Below are 15686 nucleotides of genomic sequence, written 5' to 3' on the forward strand. Positions count from 1 at the left end.
TATGGCGTTCACGACACGCGGCGGCGTCCGCCTGCACTGGCGGCTGGAGGGCGCGGACGATCGTCCGGTGCTGGTGCTGCTCAACTCGATCGGCACGGATATCGGCCTTTGGGACCGGACCGTGCCGTTGCTGCTCCCCGCCTTTCGCCTGCTGCGCATCGATGCGCGCGGGCATGGCGGGTCGGATGCCCCGGACGGCGACTATAGCCTGGCGATGCTGGCCGCCGATGTCGCCGCGATCATGGACGATGCGGGCATCCGGACCGCGGCGGTGGCGGGCGTGTCGCTGGGCGGCATGGTCGCGATGCAATTGGCGCTCGACCATCCGGAACGGGTGTCGGCGCTGGCGCTGATCTGCACCTCGGCGACGATGGACCCCGCCGCGTGGAGCGCGCGGATCGACATGGTACGGGCCCAGGGCACCGGTGCCATTGCCGAAATGGCGGTCGGGCGCTTCCTGTCGCCCGACTTCGCCGCGCAGCATCCCGACATCGCCGCGACGCTGCGCGACGGCATCGCGCGCCAGGCCGATACGGGTTATGCCGGGGCGGGCGCGGCGATCCGCGACATGGCGCTGATCGACCGGATTGCGGGGCTGGTCGTGCCGACCCTGGTCGTTACCGCGATGCGCGACGTCTCCACCCCCTATGCCGGGCATGGCGAGCATCTGGTCGCGACCATCCCCGGCGCGCGCCATGCCGGGGTCGAGGGGGCGCACCTGCCACCGATCGAGGCGCCGGCCGCGCTGGCCACCGCGCTCCGCCGGTTCCTGACCACCGACGAAACGGTCGAGGCGGCGAGCGATACACTGTTCGAGGCGGGGCTAATCAACCGCCGCCGGGTGCTGGGCGATGCATGGGTCGAACGCAGCCTGGCGAAGCGCACGCCCCTGACGGCCGATTTCCAGGCGATGATCACCCGGATCGCCTGGGGCGAGATCTGGGGTCGGCCGGGGCTGGACGATCGGACCCGCCGCCTGATCGTGCTGGCGATCACCTGCGCACTGGGGCGCTGGGAGGAATTCGCGCTGCACGTCCGCGCCGGGCTGACCCAGGGCGGCTTTACCCGCGACGAGCTGAAGGAAGTGCTGATGCAGGCCGCCATCTATGCGGGCGTACCCGCCGCCAATACCGGCTTTGCCGAGGCGCAGAAGATCATCGACATGCTGGAACAGGACGCCTGATGCCCGACGCTTATATCTGCGATGCGATCCGCACCCCCATCGGCAAGCTGAACGGCGCGCTGGCGGGCGTTCGGGCCGACGACCTTGCCGCCATTCCGCTGCGTGCGCTGATGGAGCGCAACGCCAAGGTGGACTGGCAGGGCGTGGACGACGTTCTTCTGGGGTGCGCCAATCAGGCGGGCGAGGATAATCGCAACATTGCGCGCATGGCGGTGCTGCTCGCCGGTCTGCCGGAGGTGGTGCCGGGCGGGACGGTCAACCGGCTGTGCGGGTCGGGGCTGAACGCCGTCGGCATCGCGGCGCAGGCGATCCGCAGCGGCGATGCCGAACTGACGATCGCGGGCGGGGTCGAGAGCATGACCCGCGCACCCTATGTCATGGGCAAGGCGGCGGGCCCCTTCGACCGGGCCCAGCAGATCGAGGACACCACGCTCGGCTGGCGCTTCGTCAATCCGGCGATGAAGGCGGCGTACGGCGTCGACACCATGCCCCAGACGGCGGAAAACGTCGCCGACCAATGGCGGATCGGTCGCGAGGACCAGGACGCCTTCGCGCTTGCGAGTCAGCAAAAGGCGGCGGCGGCGATCGCGAGTGGTCGCATGGCCGTGGAGATCGTGCCCGTCACCATCCCCCAGCGAAAGGGGGAGCCGATCGTCGTCACGCAGGACGAACATCCCCGCGCCACCAGCCTGGAGGCGCTGGCGAAGCTGAAACCCGTCGTCCGCGCCGACGGCACGGTGACGGCAGGCAATGCCTCGGGCCTTAACGACGGCGCGGCGGCGATGCTGATCGCCTCGGAAGCGGCGGCGGTCCGCCACGGCCTGACGCCGCGCGCGCGTATCCTGGGGTTGGCATCGGCGGGTATCGCACCCCGGATCATGGGGGCAGGACCGATCGAGGCCGCGCGCAAGCTGTGCCGGAACACCGGGATCGGCCTGGACCAGATCGACGTGATCGAACTCAACGAAGCCTTTGCCGCGCAGGCGATCGCGACCTTGCGCGACCTGGACATCGCGCCCGACGATCCTCGCGTGAACCGCAATGGCGGTGCGATCGCACTGGGCCATCCGCTCGGCATGTCGGGGGCGCGCATCGCGATGACGGCGGTCGAGGAGCTTCATCGCACCGGCGGCCGCTATGCCATGGCCTTCATGTGCATCGGCGTGGGGCAGGGGATCGCCTTGATGATCGAGCGAGTCTGATCGAGGCCGCAACTGCTATAGGACATCGGCCCAGGGGCATCGATGGACCCGTTTTGAAGAACACCGGACGATAGAGGATCATAGCGTGCGTCAACATCGCGTCGCCGTCGTGCAGGCTGGAACGACCCTGTTCGACACCCCCCATACGCTGGAGCGGATGGCCGCCCATTGCGAAGCCGCCAGGCGTGACGGCGTCGAGCTCGCGGTATTTCCGGAAGCCTATATCGGCGGCTATCCCAAGGGGCTGGACTTCGGCGCGCGCATCGGATCGCGCACGGCCGAGGGGCGGGAGGATTATCTGCGCTACTGGCGCGCGGCGATCGAGATCGACGGGCCGGAAGTCCGTACGATCGGCGGGTTCGCGGCCGATATGAAGGCGAACCTGGTGACGGGCGTGATCGAGCGCGATGGTGCCACGCTTTATTGCACCGCGCTGTTCTTCGGGCCCGATGGGGCGCTGATCGGCAAGCATCGCAAGCTGATGCCGACCGCCAGCGAAAGGCTGGTCTGGGGGCAGGGCGATGGTTCGACGATCCCGGTCCTCCAGACGCCGGTCGGCCGGATCGGCTCGGCGATATGCTGGGAGAATTACATGCCGCTGTTGCGCCAGTCGATGTACGCGCGCGGCGTCGAAATCTGGTGTGCGCCGACGGTGGACGAGCGTGACATCTGGCAGGCGTCGATGCGCCACATCGCCTATGAGGGACGCATGTTCCTGCTCAGCGCGTGCCAATATATGACCCGCGCCGACGCGCCTGCGGACTATGCCGCATTTGCCGGGGAGGACGCGACGGCGGAACTGATCAAGGGTGGCAGCATCATCGTCAACCCGATGGGCGAGATCGTGGCGGGGCCGCTTCACGGCCGCGAAGGCGTGCTGGCCGCGACGATCGACCTGGATGACGTCGTGCGCGGGCGATATGATCTCGACGTGGCCGGTCACTATTCTCGGCCGGATGTGTTCGCGCTGCGTGTCGATGCAACGCCCCGGTCGGCGCTCTCCGTGGAAGCGGAGGACGGCGCTTCGCCCGCGTGAGGCGGGGCGATGCCCTCCTTCCCTCGCCCCTCGCAGAGGGGAGAGGGTTGCGCAGACTTGGTCTTTGCGAGAGCAAAGGCTTAGTCGGAGCTGGGTGAGGGGTGGGCGCTCGCCTTGCGAGCGCGCGAGCCTTTGGGCTCGCTCAACCCCTCACCCAAGCTACGCTAGCCAGCAGGCTGGCAAGCTTCGCTAACCCTCTCCCCTTTCCAGGGGAGAGGGCAAGAAGAAGCGATCCAGAATGTCGATCGGCGTTAGTAGCCGACGGTGAAACGCCGCCGGATATGGGCCGGAACCTCCAGTTCGTCGACGAGCGCGATCGCATAATCCTCGAACGAGATGCTGCTGCCGTTCGCATTGGTCAGGAGCGCGTCGCCGCCGAGCCGGAACGTCCCGGTCCGCTCGCCGGGGGCGAAGACCGCCGAGGGCGACAGGAACGTCCAGTCGAGATCCGTCTCACCCCGCAGCTTGTCGAGAAAGGCCGCCCCGGCCAGCGCCTCGTCGCGATAGGCGGCGGGGAAATCGGGGCTGTCGATCAGGCGCTGGCCCGGCGCGACCTCCAGGCTGCCCGCGCCGCCGACGACCAGATAGCGGCGCACGCCGGATGCCTTCACCGCCTCGATCAGTGCGTCGGGGCCGCTGGCGAGGAAATGGACCGAGCTGATGACCGCGTCATGGCCGCGCAGCACGTCCGCCAGCGCCGCGCCGTCGTGCAGGTCGATACCGACCGCGCGGACGCCCGGAGCGGTGGCGATCCTGGCGGTGTCGCGTGCGATCGCGGTCACCATGTGATTGCGGCGGACGAGTTCGGCAAGGATGCGCGAACCGGCATTGCCGGATGCGCCGATCAAGGCGATGTTCATGATGTTACGTCCCTTCTTGTGAACTTACGCCGCGCGGTCCAGCGCGGCCAAAGCGGTGAGCAGGCGATCGCCGCCCGCATAGATATCGTCCCCGCGAACGATGATCTGCCGACCGCCGACGGTTGCGACCAGTTGCGGCACCCCGCTGATCCGCAGCGCCGCCATCGCCCGCTGCGTCTCGCCGATCCGCGCGTCGGTCCGGGCATGCAGGTCCGCGTCATGGCGCAGGCGATCGGCCAGCGTCGCGGCGTCGAGCGTTATCCCGGCCTGGCCCGCCACCGATGCGGCGACCTGCGCCACCACCATCGCGTCGGACGTATCCTCTCCACCGACATAGCGAGCGATCTGCGCCTGATGCAGGAAGCGTGGCTCCAGGCCATGCTGCCATTCGCCCAGCGCCACCAGCGCATGGGTCAGGGCGGAGGAATCGAACACGCCGCTGGGCGCCTGGAGGACGCGCTGGTGATAGGCTTCGCTGAACGGCTGGCCCGTCATGCTCGCGATGCGCTGGTCGTTGTGCCAGGCATGATCCGCGATCGACGCGGTCGGCCGGGGCGCGGCGAACAGGCCGGACGGCATCATGTCCAGCCGGTCGCCCGCCTGCTCGGCGAGCGCGGCGAGGGCGGGCGCGCTGGCATAGCACCAGCCGCACAGCGGATCGAAGAAATAGCGGAACTGCATGTCGCCTATGCCGGTCATGGTCATCGTCCTGTGGATCGGCAGCAAGGGGCTGCCCTGTCGATGACCGAGATAGGCGGTCCGATGACCTGGATAAATCGGTACAAATCGTACACACTGTAAGTCCAAACAGGACAATCATGTGATGGACGCCCCCAATCTCAATCGTCTCCGCTATTTCACCGCGACGGTGGAGACGGGATCCTTCACCCGCGCGGCAGAGCGGCTGGGCGTCGCCAAGACGGTCGTCAGCCATCAGGTCGCCCGGCTGGAGGAGGAACTGCGTGTCGCGCTGCTCAAGCGCACCACGCGCAAGCTGCACCTGACCGATGCCGGGCGGCGCTTCCACGAACGCGCGATGGCGATCCTGCGCGATGCGGACGATGCGTTCGCCGAGGCGGCGCAGGGGGTGGAGACGCCGACCGGCACGCTGACGGTGACGGCGCCCAGCGATTATGGCCGGGCGGTGGTCGCGCCCGCCATGGCGGCATTCCTCGCGCGCTTTCCGGCCGTCCGGGCCGAGGTGACGTTCGACGACGCCGTCCTCGATCTGATCGATGCGGAGGTCGATGTCGCCATCCGGCTCGGCTGGTTGCCGGACAGCGGGTTGCAGATGCGTCGGCTGGGCAGCTTTCGCCAGTTGCTGGTCTGCACGCCCGATATGGCGCGTCGCGCCGTGGACGCCCTGTCGCCGGACGCGCTTGGGGCGATGCCATGGATCGGCAACCGGCTGCTGCGTCATCCGCTCGACTGGACATTTTCCAGGGATGGGGAGGAGCGTCGCTGCACCGGGTCGCCCGTCGTGATGGCGGACAAGACGCCCGCCACCCATGCCTGTGTCCTGGCCGGGTGCGGGCTGGCCGTGCTGCCGGACTTCGTGGTCGCGGCGGACCTGGCGGCGGGACGGCTCGTCCATCTGCTTCCCCAATGGTCGCTGCCGGACGGAGGCGTCCATGCGGTCTTCCCCGAGGCGCGGTTCCGGTCGGCGCGGGTGCGGCATTTCATCGACGTGCTCGCGGACATCGAGCGCAGGCGATCGGCCTAGCCCGGCTCAGCGGCCTGCGGTGCGGAAAATGGCACGCAGCGGCGCCAGCATGTTGCGATGGTCGACACGCGCGCGTTCGGGCGTTCGCCCCAGCCGGGTCGACAGCCGCCGATGCGCTGTGCCGAGCGCGTGATAGGGGACCGATGGCAACAGATGATGCAGCGCGTGATAGCGAAGACCGACCGGCGCCCAGAGCGCGGGCAGCAGCGCGGGGGGCGGCACATTGACCGAATCCAGATATTGCGCGGTCAGGCTCATCGGCGCGCCCGCCTCATTCTCCCACAGATGCGCGACGAGCGTGCGGAACTGGTTGATGACCGCCAGGCCCGAGCCGAGGAGGAGCGCCAGCCCCGCCTGTGTCACGCCGACGGTTCCGGTGGCGACCAGCAGGATGACCGCGATGGCCCATGCGCTGGCCGCGATTTCGAGGCGGAGCCATTCGCGACGCGCTTGTCCTTGCGGCTCGGTCCGGCGAAAGGCCGGGTTGATCGCCAGCGCGGAATAGCGGGCGACGGTCGCCCGGCGCAGGCGGGCGTTGGCGATGCCGAGCGGCGCCAGCAGGCCGAAGCGGATCAGCAGGCCCAGCGGGGCCAACCCCGCCGCCACGAGGAAGAGGACCAGATGCTGCGGCCGCATCGACGCCAGCGGCAGATATTCCGGGTCGCGCGTCGTGCCATAAATGGGTCGGGCATGATGCCGGACATGGACGTCGTCATAGAGGAAGGACGGGGTCAGCAACGGAATGCCGAACAGGAGATTCCAGGCGACGGCGAACCCCGGAAGCTGCGACCGGCGAAGATGCGCCAGTTCGTGGATGAAGCTGAGCCCGCGATAAAAGGCGAGCATGGCGACCAGGCCCAGGACGATCGTCGCGCCGCCGAACGGAAGCCGCATCACGCCCGCAAGGCTGGCATAGGCCACCATGGCGGTCAGCAGCAGGTCGGCCCAATAGATGCGCGGATCGGGCCGCATGAGGTCGCGGCCGATCGCGGCGGCCGCCGCCAGCAATTCGCGATCCTCGGGGCGCTGCGCCATCGGGTCATCCATGAAGCGTTTTCCAGCGCGATACGAAGGCGGCCGCCCGAACGGCCACATCCGCGGCCGTGTCGCCGGGGCGGTAGAGCGCGCCGCCCAGCCCGAAGCCATCGGCACCCGCCGCGACATAGCGGGCAAGGTCCTCGGGCTCGATGCCGCCCGTCGGACAGAGCGGAACGCCGGGGCCGATCACCGTGCGGAACGCCTTCACCGCGCTCGGCGGGATCATCTCCGCCGGATAGAGTTTCAGCCCGTCGGCCCCGGCGTCCAGCGCCGCGAACGCCTCGGTGGGCGTGGCGACGCCGGGCAGGGTGACGAGTCCGCGCGCACAGGCGGCGGCGATCAGCGCGGGATCGCCATGGGGCGTGACCATCAGGCGGCCCCCCGCCTCGATCAGCCGGTCGAGCTGGTCGATCCGACGCACGGTCCCCGCGCCGACGATCGCGCCTTGTCCCCATCGCCTGGCCAGACGCGCGATGCTGTCGAATGGATCGGGCGAGGTGAGCGGCACCTCGATCAACCGGAAGCCCGCCTCGACCAGCGCGTCGCCGATCGCCTCGACCTCCGCCGGTGCGATCCCGCGCAGGATTGCGACCAGGGGAAGGTCCGCCATGATCTCGGAAAAAAGCGTCTTCATGCCGCCATCCTCACATCGGTGGTCGACCAGGTCGTATCGCTGTTCATGTCACGCGCTCCGTCGCAGCGTTCGGGGTCAGGGGAGGAGCCAGTGGCGGATGAGGCTGGCGACGATGCCGAGCGTCAGCACGCTCGCCAGCCAGATCGCGGCCATCCAGCCGAGGCGGCGCCACAGCGGCGCGGGGGGCTGGCCGACCATCAGTGATAGCCCTCGGTGACGGTCTTCCCGCGAAACACATAATAGGCCCATGCCGTGTAGGTGATGATGATCGGCAGGATGAAGACGGTGCCGACCAGCATGAAGATCTGGCTCTTCTCCGGTGCGGCGGTGTCCCAGATGGTCAGCGCGCGGGGCACGATATAGGGGAACATGCTGATGCCCAGGCCGACAAAGCCCAGCGCGAACAGGATGAGCGTGACCAGGAAGGGCAATGTCTCGCGACCGCGCTTCAGGCTCCAGAAGAAGATGAAGCCGAAGACGATCGTGGCCAGCGGCACCTGCGCGGTGAAGAGGACACCCGGCATCCGGAACCAGCGGTGCCAATAGTCGATCGCCAGGAACGGCGTCGCGGCACTGACCGCCGCCATGGCGACGAGCGTGGCGATGCCGAGGCGGAACGCCATGCGGCGCGCATGGTCCTGAACGTCGCCATGCGTCTTGCCGATCAGCCAGCTCGCGCCCAGCAGGGCGTAACCCGCCAGCAGCGCGATGCCGGTCAACAGGCTGAACGGCGACAACCAGTCGAACGAACCGCCCGCATAGGCCCGGCCCGCGACCCGGATGCCCTGCAACACCGCGCCCAGCATCACGCCCTGGGCCAGCGTCGCCACCACCGAACCGCCGCAAAAGGCGACGTCCCAAAAGGCCCGGTGCCGGGGGTCGCGCCAACGAAACTCGAAGGCGACGCCGCGAAAGATCAGGCCGAGCACCATCGCGATGACGAGCGGATAGGTGGCGGGCAGGATGATCGCATAGGCCAGCGGAAAGGCCGCCATCAGGCCGCCGCCGCCCAGCACCAGCCAGGTCTCGTTCCCGTCCCAGACCGGCGCGATCGAATTCATCGCCTGATCGCGCTCTTCGCCGACCTTCAGCGTCGGAAACAGGATTCCGATGCCCAGGTCGAAGCCGTCCATGACGACATAGGCGAACACGGCGAAGGCGATGATGAACGCCCAGATGGTGGCGAGATCATAATCGTAGAACATTGCCGGTCACTCCTTGTCGAGCGCAGGGGCGGGGGTGATGCCCGCCGCGCGTTGCGGGGTGGAGGCGGGCTCGGTCTCGTGCGCCTCCGGCGGCTTGGCCATCAGGCGGAGCAGGTAATAGGTGCCCGCCCCGAAGACGACGAAATACACGACCACGAAGGTCAGCAGCGACGTCGCGACCGCCGATGCCCTGAGCGGCGAATGCGACTGGGCGGTCAGCAGATAGCCATAGACGGTGAAGGGCTGGCGGCCGACTTCGGTCGTGATCCAGCCCGCGATCACCGCGACGAAGCCGGACGGCCCCATGGCGATCGCGAGGCGGTGCAGCGGCGTCCAGTCATAGAGCTTGCGACGGAACCGGGCCGCCAGGCTCGCCAGCCCCAGCAACAGCATGACCATGCCCAGCCCGACCATCACGCGAAACGACCAGAACAGGATCGCCACGGGCGGCTCGCGGTCGTCGGCGACGGTGTCCAGACCGGCGAGCGGCGCATTAAGATCGTGCTTCAGGACGAGCGAGGACGCCTTGGGCACCTCTATCGCATAGTCGATATGCTTCGTGGCCGGGTTCGGAATGCCGAACAGGATCAGCGGCGCGCCGTCGGGATGGCTGTCATAATGCCCCTCCATCGCCATGATCTTGGCCGGCTGATGCTCCAGCGTGTTCAGCCCGTGCGCGTCGCCCGCCAGGATCTGGGCGGGGGCGGCGATCGCGACCATCCACATCGCCATCGAGAACATCTTGCGCGCGCCCGGATTGGTCCGGTCCTTCAACAGGTGCCACCCGCCCACCGCGCCGACGACAAGCGAGGTGGTGAGATAGGCGGCGATGACGACGTGCAGCAGGCGATAGGGGAAGCTGGGGTTGAAGATGATCGGAAGCCACGACCCGGCGGGGACGAACTGCCCCTGCGCGTTGATCGCGAACCCGGTCGGGGTGTGCATCCAGCTGTTGGTGCTGATGATCCAGGTGGCGGAAATGAAGGTGCCGAGCGCCACCATGCAGGTCGCGAAGAAATGGAGCCGCGGCCCGACCTTGGTGATGCCGAACAGCATGACGCCCAGGAACCCCGCCTCCAGGAAGAAGGCGGTCAGCACTTCATAGGCCATGAGCGGGCCGACGATGGGCCCCGCCTTTTCGGAGAAGACCGACCAGTTGGTGCCGAACTGGTAGGACATGACGATGCCCGACACCACGCCCATGCCGAAGGCCACGGCGAAGATCTTCAGCCAATAGCGATAGAGATTGGCATAGACGCCGCGTCCGGTCCGCAGCCAAAGCCCCTCCAGCACCATCAGGAAACTGGCCAGCCCGATCGAAAAGGCCGGGAATATGAAGTGGAAGGAAACCGTGAACGCGAATTGCGCACGGGCCAGTAACAGGGCTTGGTCACCCATGGCGAACTCCTTGTCTCGGGCGCGCCGTCGGGGCGCGTGACAACACGGCATGGCTTTCGCCACGCGGCAAAGAAAATGCGTCGGTGCGTTCGGTCCGGCGGACCGGATCGGATCAAATCAACTCAGATCAGCGATATCTTTCGCGTGGCGTCCGGCGCGATCATCGCACCGAGCAACCGCAAGCCTCGCTCCAGCCGGTCGTGGGACAGCATCCCGCCGATCGACACCCGCAGCGCCGAGGACACCGCCGAACGATCGACCGCAAAGGCCTCGCCGGGGATGGCCGACAGGCCATGCGGACGGACCGTCTGCGCGATCGATCCGGCGTCCGCATCGGCGGGCAGCGGAACCCAAAGATGATAGCCTTCGTCCTGCATATGATAGCTCCCCTTGGGCAGGCATTTGCGCACCATCGCCTGGCGGGCCTGCGCCTCCCTTCGCACCGCCGCCACCAGGCGCGCGAAGGTGTCGCCGCCCGCCCAGTCCGCGACCGCCGCGGCATTGAGGGGCGGGGCCATGATCGCGGTTTCGTGCATGTCCGCCGCCAGTCGCCAGGCCTTGGCGATGTCGGGCACATGCAGCCAGGCGACGCGCAGGCCCGGCGACAGGATTTTCGACACGCTGGCGATATGCCATGTCCGGTCGGGGGCGAAGGATGCGATCGGCGCGAGCGGCCGTTCCGGCAGCAGTCCATAGGCGTCGTCCTCGATCACCATCAGCCCGTGCCGCTCCGCCACCTCGGCGATGGCGCGGCGACGATCCAGGCCCATGGTCGCGGTCGTCGGATTGTCGTTGGTCGGCACGATATAGACGGCGCGTATCGTTCCCGCGCGGCAGGCGGCGTCCAGCGCGTCGGGGAGCATCCCCTGGGCATCCACCGAAACCGGCTGGAGCAGCACGCCGTAGCGCCGCGCCAGAGCCAGGAGGCCCGGATAGGCGAACGGCGCCACCGCCACGCGATCGCCCGCCGCCAACTCGGCCCCGAAAAACGCATGCAGCGCCTGTTGGCCACCGGCGGCGAGCAGGACCATGTCCTCCTGCGTGGCGATGCCGCGCCGCCGCAGCAACGCCGCCCCGGCTTCGCGCAGCGACGGCAGGCCGCCGGTCGGCTGATACTGGAACAGCGCGCCGCCGTCCGGCCCGCCGAGCAGGGCGGCGGTCGTCTGGCGAAAGGCATCGACCAGCTCTCCACCGGGGAGTTCGGGCGGCGCATTCATGCCCGGATCGATCCGCTCGACCAAAGGAGGCCGCGCCATGTCGGGTGCGGCGGATCGGACGGGCTGTTCGCGCACGAAGCTGCCCCGGCGGCCATCCCCCTCGATCAGCCCGAGCCGCTGCGCCTCGCCATAGGCCCGCGTCACCGTCGTCAGGTCGACCCCCAGCGTCTCCGCCAGCGCGCGTTGCGGCGGCAGGCGATCCCCCGGTCCCAGCATTCCGGCCTCGATATCGCGCGCCAGTGCGTCCGCAATCGCCAGATATTTGGGTCCGGATGACGAATCGATATCGGGTGTCCAGCTTTGCATGGGGGTTTCCCTATTTCTATATCCATGCAATGTCCATGCATAATTCATGGGCTGGATATTTTGTCCGGTCAGTCGCGGTGCAGCTCGAACGCCTCACGGCCCGCCAGCGCGGCGCGAGCCATGGCGCCCCCGTCATGCACGGCCAGCGGTTCGCTATGCGGGTGCGCTTCCCACAGGGTTTCGTCGGCATAGCATCGCAGGGCGCGTTCCAGCCGCTGGACCTTTGCGGCCATGCCGCAGAGCGCAAGAAGCGCGACGCGGACTTCCGGGAAATCGTCTCCGCCGCCCGCCCGGATGATCCTCGCATCCTCGTGCCGACCGAGGCTTTCCAGCAGTTGCGCCGCCGCGCGGCGGGCCTCCTCCCGCAATTCGCCGGTCACCCGGTCAGTCGCCGAAGCGGTTGTCATCCCGTCCATCCATCCGGTTCCAAAGCGCTTCGGTGCCTGCTTCCACCGACCGGTTCACATATTGCGACGCGACCAGCCACCCCTTGATCGGACGCAGCGGCAGGAGGCAGCCGAGCAGCATCAGCGGCATGGATGTCAGCAGATGGACCCACCAGGGCGGGCTATAGGCGACCTGTATCCACACCACCACGAAGGTCAGCGGGAACGCGACGATGCACAGCGAGAAGAAGGCCGGCCCGTCATCGGGGGCGGCAAAGCGATAGTTCAGGCCGCAGCATTCGCATTGGGGCGCGAGCTTCAACCAGGACGCGAACATCCTGCCCTTGCCGCATCGGGGGCAGAGCCCCTTCCAGCCACTCTTCAAAATCCGGCGAAAGCCGTCGGAAAGGATATTTGCAGGCATAGGAGCACCATCGCATGGTCGTTTATCCATGCATAATGCATTATGTATGGTTTGTCGAATCTTATGTATGGTTGGACGGATTTCCCAAGGGGGCGAACGGGACCTGCATCCACTTGGCGATCGCCCCTTGAGATTATCGGGACGCCATCGCCAAGTGGGTGCAAATCATAAACCCTGGCCCTAACGCGCCGGCACGCCGACGATAATGGGTGCGGGGGTGCTCAGCGGCGGCGGTTCGCCTCCTCCTACAAAGCGGAACAATTCTGCCATTTTCTGCAATACCCGGAGGCCGCTGACCTGCTTCTGCGTATAGTTCGAAAGCTGGTTCTGCTTCGCTTGGAATAACGCCTGCTGGCTATCGAGCAGATCGAACACGGACCGCTGACCGGATCGAAACTGTTCGCGGTAGAGCGTTACCACCTTTTGAGCAGCATCGATCTGCGATTCGATCGTGGCCATTTTCTCATTGGCTGCCTTGAGCGACTGGAAATCGACTCTCAGATCCTGTTCGACGTCACGCCGAACTTTCAGCAACTGGTAATCCGCCTCGCGCAGCCTTGCTTCGATCCTGCGTTTCAGCGCCATGTCCGCGCCACCGTTGAGCAGATTGTAGCTGATCGTGACGACGGCGCGAGCATCGTCGGCGCGTCCCGTGCGACCCAGCACCTCGTAGCGATGGTTGCCCTGGAGATCGAGGCCGATGCGCGGGAAGAAATTGCCTTTTTGACTGGCAAGCTGACGCTCGATCGAGCGGCGATCCTGGCTCGCCTGCGCCAGATCGGGATTTCGCTGTTCGATCACATCGACGGCGGAATCGGGGTTGGGCGGCAGGGCCGAGTCGACGGGTGGCAGATCGGTCGCCCGGTCGGGAAGGCGCCCTGTCAAACGGCGATAGGCTTCGCGCTGCTGTTGAAGCTGACTCTGCGCGTCGAGCAGCAACTGTTGAAGATTGTCCTGTCGGACCTGCGCGCGGCTGACATCCGCGCTGGTCGTGAGCCCCAGATCCTTCTGCACCGCGATCATCTTGGACATTTTCGCTTGCGTCTCGATCTCCTCGCCGATCAGGTCGACAAGCTTCTGCTTTTCCAGAACGCCGAGATAGGCGGATGATATTTCGAACGATATCTGTTCGATCTTCTTGCGCGTGCCCCACCGCGCACTGGCATAAGCGGCGTTCGCGCGCTTGATGTCATTGATCGTGACACCGAAGTCCCATAGGTTCTGATGAATATTCAGCACGCCCTCGCGTCGCTGGAGCAGCGAGTCGCTGGCCGCATTCGGTTGGACATATTCGGGACCGCTGGCCAATGTCATGTCGACCCGGGGAAGATATGCCGCGCGTGCTTCGTTCACGCCATATTTTGCGTCGTCCTGCTGCGCGAGGGCGATCTGGATATCTGGGTTCTGCTTGAGCGACGCGACGATGGCGTCACGGAGCGACTCCTTCGCTACGGCACTCGGCTGAGCATCAGGCTGAACGGTGGGCGTGGGGGCGAGGGCGGCGCTGCGCCTCCCGCCTTGCTTGGTCGGCGAGCGTGTCTCCGCGCCACCGGCCTGTGCGGCTATCGCAATTGCAACCCCAAGAACAAGCCCGTTCCCGGCATACCACGACGGCTTGGATTTATTCGTCATTGTCGCATTCCCCCCGGAAAGAAAGATTGATGGATCATCGTTATTCGCGGAAAGCCCCATCCCGCACGCGGATCAGCGGCCCCAAAATATAGCTGAGCACCGTCTGATGACCGGACCGGATGTCTACTTCTGCGGTCATGCCTGGCAGTACGGGCTTTGTTTTGTCGAACCGGCGCGTATCGGCGCGAAGTCGTACCCGATAATAAAGCTCGCCCTTGGGATCTTGCAGAGCGTCCGCGGAAATATCCTCGACCCTGGCATCGAGCCCGCCGAAGATGGTGGAATCATACGCGCTGATCTTCACGACCGCCGGTAGGCCAATCCAGATGTTGCCGCGGTCGCGCGGCGAAACGCGCGCTTCGATCATCACGGCGTCGTCGACGGGCACGATCTCGACAAGAGGCTCGCCCGGCTTGGCGATGCCGCCCAGGGTCTGGACAAGCAGCTTGTTGACATAGCCGTCGGTCGGGGCGCGAACCTCCTCGCGAAAATTGCGATCCTGAAAGGCGTTGAGCGCGTGCCCGGCCTTGGTCATTTCCAGCCTCAGGGTCGCGGCTTTTTCGCGGGTGTCGGACAGATATTTCGTCCAGGCTTCGCCGCGCTTCGCCGTCGCCTCCGCAAGCCCGGCCTGGGATTTGGGAATTGACGTGATCGTATCGGAGATACGGGTGCGGACCTGCTGCAATTCGCCCTGTTTCTCGAGCACGGCATTTTCCGACACCGCTTCGGATGCCAGGGCACGCCGCAGCCGCTCCAGTTGCGTTTCGACCGTGCCCTCTTCTTTGCGAAGGCTGGCCAGTCGCGCCGTGGAACTCGCGATGTCGGCACGGAAACCCTGGATTTGATGGTCGTATACGCTGATTTGCTGCTGAATATCGGCGCGCTGCGACGCAAAGAATGCCTCTTCCGACCGAGCGATATCAGGAGCCAATCGTGCCAGTTCGGGCGGCGCAGTAAAATGATCTGCGCCGGATGCTTCGGCTTCAAGGCGAAGGATGCTGATATGTTTCGCTGCAACGTCGGTCTGGGCGTTGTCGAGTTCGGCGTTCGATTGCTGGTTGGATAGGCGCAGAAGGATATCGCCCTTGCGGACGCGTTGTCCTTCGCGAACCAGAATCTGCTTCACGATCCCGCCTTCCAAATGCTGGACCACCTGGTTTTGGATCGAGGGCAGGACGCGACCGGTGCCACGCGTGACCTTGTCGATCTGGAACAGCGCCGCCCATAGCAGGAGGCTCGCAAGAGCAACGGCCAGCACTTTCAAGATGTTGAAAGACTTGGAAGTTTCAATCCTTGCACTCCAAGGTTGAAGTCCGTCTATCCTTGTAAAATTTAGGTTTTCCTGCGTTAAGCCGCCATCGGCACGGAATATCCTGCTGATAGAGCATGATAAATCATTCAGAAATCGAGTCATGTGTCTTAGCATTATTCGAATATGCCCT

The 15686-nt window shown here is 66.2% G+C and carries 16 protein-coding genes; 4 read left to right on the forward strand and 12 right to left on the reverse strand.

Features of this window, described 5'->3' with window-relative positions; translation table 11 throughout:
* The first annotated feature begins 1 nt into the window (after position 1).
* The 3 genes from pcaD to QE385_RS18255 all read left to right on the forward strand — a co-directional run bounded on the left by pcaD (position 2) and on the right by QE385_RS18255 (position 3421).
* On the forward strand, positions 2-1183 hold the full coding sequence (gene pcaD / locus QE385_RS18245; RefSeq protein WP_307104307.1) for a 3-oxoadipate enol-lactonase: 1182 nt from the start codon (positions 2-4) through the stop codon (positions 1181-1183).
* The gene (pcaF, locus tag QE385_RS18250) at positions 1183-2385 is read left to right on the forward strand and encodes a 3-oxoadipyl-CoA thiolase (RefSeq protein WP_307104309.1); all 1203 of its coding nucleotides are present in this window, start codon (positions 1183-1185) and stop codon (positions 2383-2385) included. Before pcaD ends, pcaF begins: the two co-directional genes overlap by 1 nt.
* 85 nt (positions 2386-2470) lie before the next feature.
* Complete coding sequence (locus QE385_RS18255; RefSeq protein ID WP_307104312.1) at positions 2471-3421, forward strand: carbon-nitrogen hydrolase family protein; 951 nt, start codon at positions 2471-2473, stop codon at positions 3419-3421.
* 251 nt (positions 3422-3672) lie between these two features.
* Here the strand turns inward: QE385_RS18255 and QE385_RS18260 are convergent, their stop codons facing one another.
* Positions 3673-4281 (reverse strand): NAD(P)-dependent oxidoreductase, encoded by a 609-nt coding sequence (locus QE385_RS18260; RefSeq protein ID WP_307104314.1) that lies wholly within the window; start codon positions 4279-4281, stop codon positions 3673-3675.
* A gap of 24 nt (positions 4282-4305) precedes the next feature.
* The gene (locus QE385_RS18265; protein ID WP_307104315.1) at positions 4306-4980 is read right to left on the reverse strand and encodes a DsbA family protein; all 675 of its coding nucleotides are present in this window, start codon (positions 4978-4980) and stop codon (positions 4306-4308) included.
* Between the two features lie 124 nt (positions 4981-5104).
* On the opposite strand from QE385_RS18265, the gene QE385_RS18270 reads away from it, so the two are divergent.
* Positions 5105-6004 carry a LysR family transcriptional regulator gene (locus tag QE385_RS18270; protein ID WP_307104316.1) on the forward strand — a complete coding sequence of 300 codons (900 nt, stop codon included), beginning with the start codon at positions 5105-5107 and terminating at the stop codon, positions 6002-6004.
* Between the two features lie 6 nt (positions 6005-6010).
* Here the strand turns inward: QE385_RS18270 and QE385_RS18275 are convergent, their stop codons facing one another.
* The 10 genes from QE385_RS18275 to QE385_RS18320 all read right to left on the reverse strand — a co-directional run bounded on the left by QE385_RS18275 (position 6011) and on the right by QE385_RS18320 (position 15502).
* Complete coding sequence (locus QE385_RS18275) at positions 6011-7039, reverse strand: fatty acid desaturase (RefSeq protein WP_307104318.1); 1029 nt, start codon at positions 7037-7039, stop codon at positions 6011-6013.
* 4 nt (positions 7040-7043) lie between these two features.
* On the reverse strand, positions 7044-7676 hold the full coding sequence (locus tag QE385_RS18280; RefSeq protein ID WP_307104320.1) for a 2-dehydro-3-deoxy-6-phosphogalactonate aldolase: 633 nt from the start codon (positions 7674-7676) through the stop codon (positions 7044-7046).
* Between the two features lie 75 nt (positions 7677-7751).
* Positions 7752-7874, reverse strand: coding sequence for a DUF2474 domain-containing protein (locus tag QE385_RS18285; RefSeq protein ID WP_307104322.1), 123 nt, complete (start codon positions 7872-7874; stop codon positions 7752-7754).
* Positions 7874-8881, reverse strand: coding sequence for a cytochrome d ubiquinol oxidase subunit II (cydB, locus tag QE385_RS18290; RefSeq protein WP_307104324.1), 1008 nt, complete (start codon positions 8879-8881; stop codon positions 7874-7876). Before cydB ends, QE385_RS18285 begins: the two co-directional genes overlap by 1 nt.
* Before the next feature lie 6 nt (positions 8882-8887).
* Positions 8888-10279, reverse strand: coding sequence for a cytochrome ubiquinol oxidase subunit I (locus tag QE385_RS18295; RefSeq protein WP_307104326.1), 1392 nt, complete (start codon positions 10277-10279; stop codon positions 8888-8890).
* Between the two features lie 122 nt (positions 10280-10401).
* The gene (locus QE385_RS18300) at positions 10402-11802 is read right to left on the reverse strand and encodes a PLP-dependent aminotransferase family protein (protein WP_307104328.1); all 1401 of its coding nucleotides are present in this window, start codon (positions 11800-11802) and stop codon (positions 10402-10404) included.
* A gap of 68 nt (positions 11803-11870) precedes the next feature.
* Complete coding sequence (locus tag QE385_RS18305) at positions 11871-12209, reverse strand: hypothetical protein (protein WP_307104330.1); 339 nt, start codon at positions 12207-12209, stop codon at positions 11871-11873.
* Complete coding sequence (locus QE385_RS18310; protein WP_307104332.1) at positions 12187-12612, reverse strand: DUF983 domain-containing protein; 426 nt, start codon at positions 12610-12612, stop codon at positions 12187-12189. Before QE385_RS18310 ends, QE385_RS18305 begins: the two co-directional genes overlap by 23 nt.
* A 180-nt stretch (positions 12613-12792) precedes the next feature.
* Entirely contained in the window at positions 12793-14244 is a 1452-nt protein-coding gene (locus QE385_RS18315; RefSeq protein ID WP_307104334.1) for a TolC family protein, read from the reverse strand.
* 40 nt (positions 14245-14284) lie between these two features.
* Positions 14285-15502, reverse strand: coding sequence for an HlyD family type I secretion periplasmic adaptor subunit (locus QE385_RS18320; protein ID WP_307104822.1), 1218 nt, complete (start codon positions 15500-15502; stop codon positions 14285-14287).
* Positions 15503-15686: the final 184 nt, after the last annotated feature.

This window comes from Sphingomonas sp. SORGH_AS_0950 (genome assembly GCF_030818415.1).
Lineage (GTDB): Bacteria > Pseudomonadota > Alphaproteobacteria > Sphingomonadales > Sphingomonadaceae > Sphingomonas.

Excerpts from the sequence above, each read along its gene's own strand:
- pcaD (WP_307104307.1), top strand. The coding sequence starts at position 2 with ATGGCGTTCACGACACGCGGCGGCGTCCGCCTGCACTGGCGGCTGGAG.
- pcaF (WP_307104309.1), top strand. The coding sequence starts at position 1,183 with ATGCCCGACGCTTATATCTGCGATGCGATCCGCACCCCCATCGGCAAG.
- QE385_RS18260 (WP_307104314.1), bottom strand. The coding sequence starts at position 4,281 with ATGAACATCGCCTTGATCGGCGCATCCGGCAATGCCGGTTCGCGCATC.
- QE385_RS18265 (WP_307104315.1), bottom strand. The coding sequence starts at position 4,980 with ATGACCGGCATAGGCGACATGCAGTTCCGCTATTTCTTCGATCCGCTG.
- QE385_RS18270 (WP_307104316.1), top strand. The coding sequence starts at position 5,105 with ATGGACGCCCCCAATCTCAATCGTCTCCGCTATTTCACCGCGACGGTG.
- QE385_RS18275 (WP_307104318.1), bottom strand. The coding sequence starts at position 7,039 with ATGGCGCAGCGCCCCGAGGATCGCGAATTGCTGGCGGCGGCCGCCGCG.
- QE385_RS18280 (WP_307104320.1), bottom strand. The coding sequence starts at position 7,676 with ATGAAGACGCTTTTTTCCGAGATCATGGCGGACCTTCCCCTGGTCGCA.
- QE385_RS18285 (WP_307104322.1), bottom strand. The coding sequence starts at position 7,874 with ATGGTCGGCCAGCCCCCCGCGCCGCTGTGGCGCCGCCTCGGCTGGATG.
- cydB (WP_307104324.1), bottom strand. The coding sequence starts at position 8,881 with ATGTTCTACGATTATGATCTCGCCACCATCTGGGCGTTCATCATCGCC.
- QE385_RS18295 (WP_307104326.1), bottom strand. The coding sequence starts at position 10,279 with ATGGGTGACCAAGCCCTGTTACTGGCCCGTGCGCAATTCGCGTTCACG.
- QE385_RS18300 (WP_307104328.1), bottom strand. The coding sequence starts at position 11,802 with ATGCAAAGCTGGACACCCGATATCGATTCGTCATCCGGACCCAAATAT.
- QE385_RS18305 (WP_307104330.1), bottom strand. The coding sequence starts at position 12,209 with ATGACAACCGCTTCGGCGACTGACCGGGTGACCGGCGAATTGCGGGAG.
- QE385_RS18310 (WP_307104332.1), bottom strand. The coding sequence starts at position 12,612 with ATGCCTGCAAATATCCTTTCCGACGGCTTTCGCCGGATTTTGAAGAGT.
- QE385_RS18315 (WP_307104334.1), bottom strand. The coding sequence starts at position 14,244 with ATGACGAATAAATCCAAGCCGTCGTGGTATGCCGGGAACGGGCTTGTT.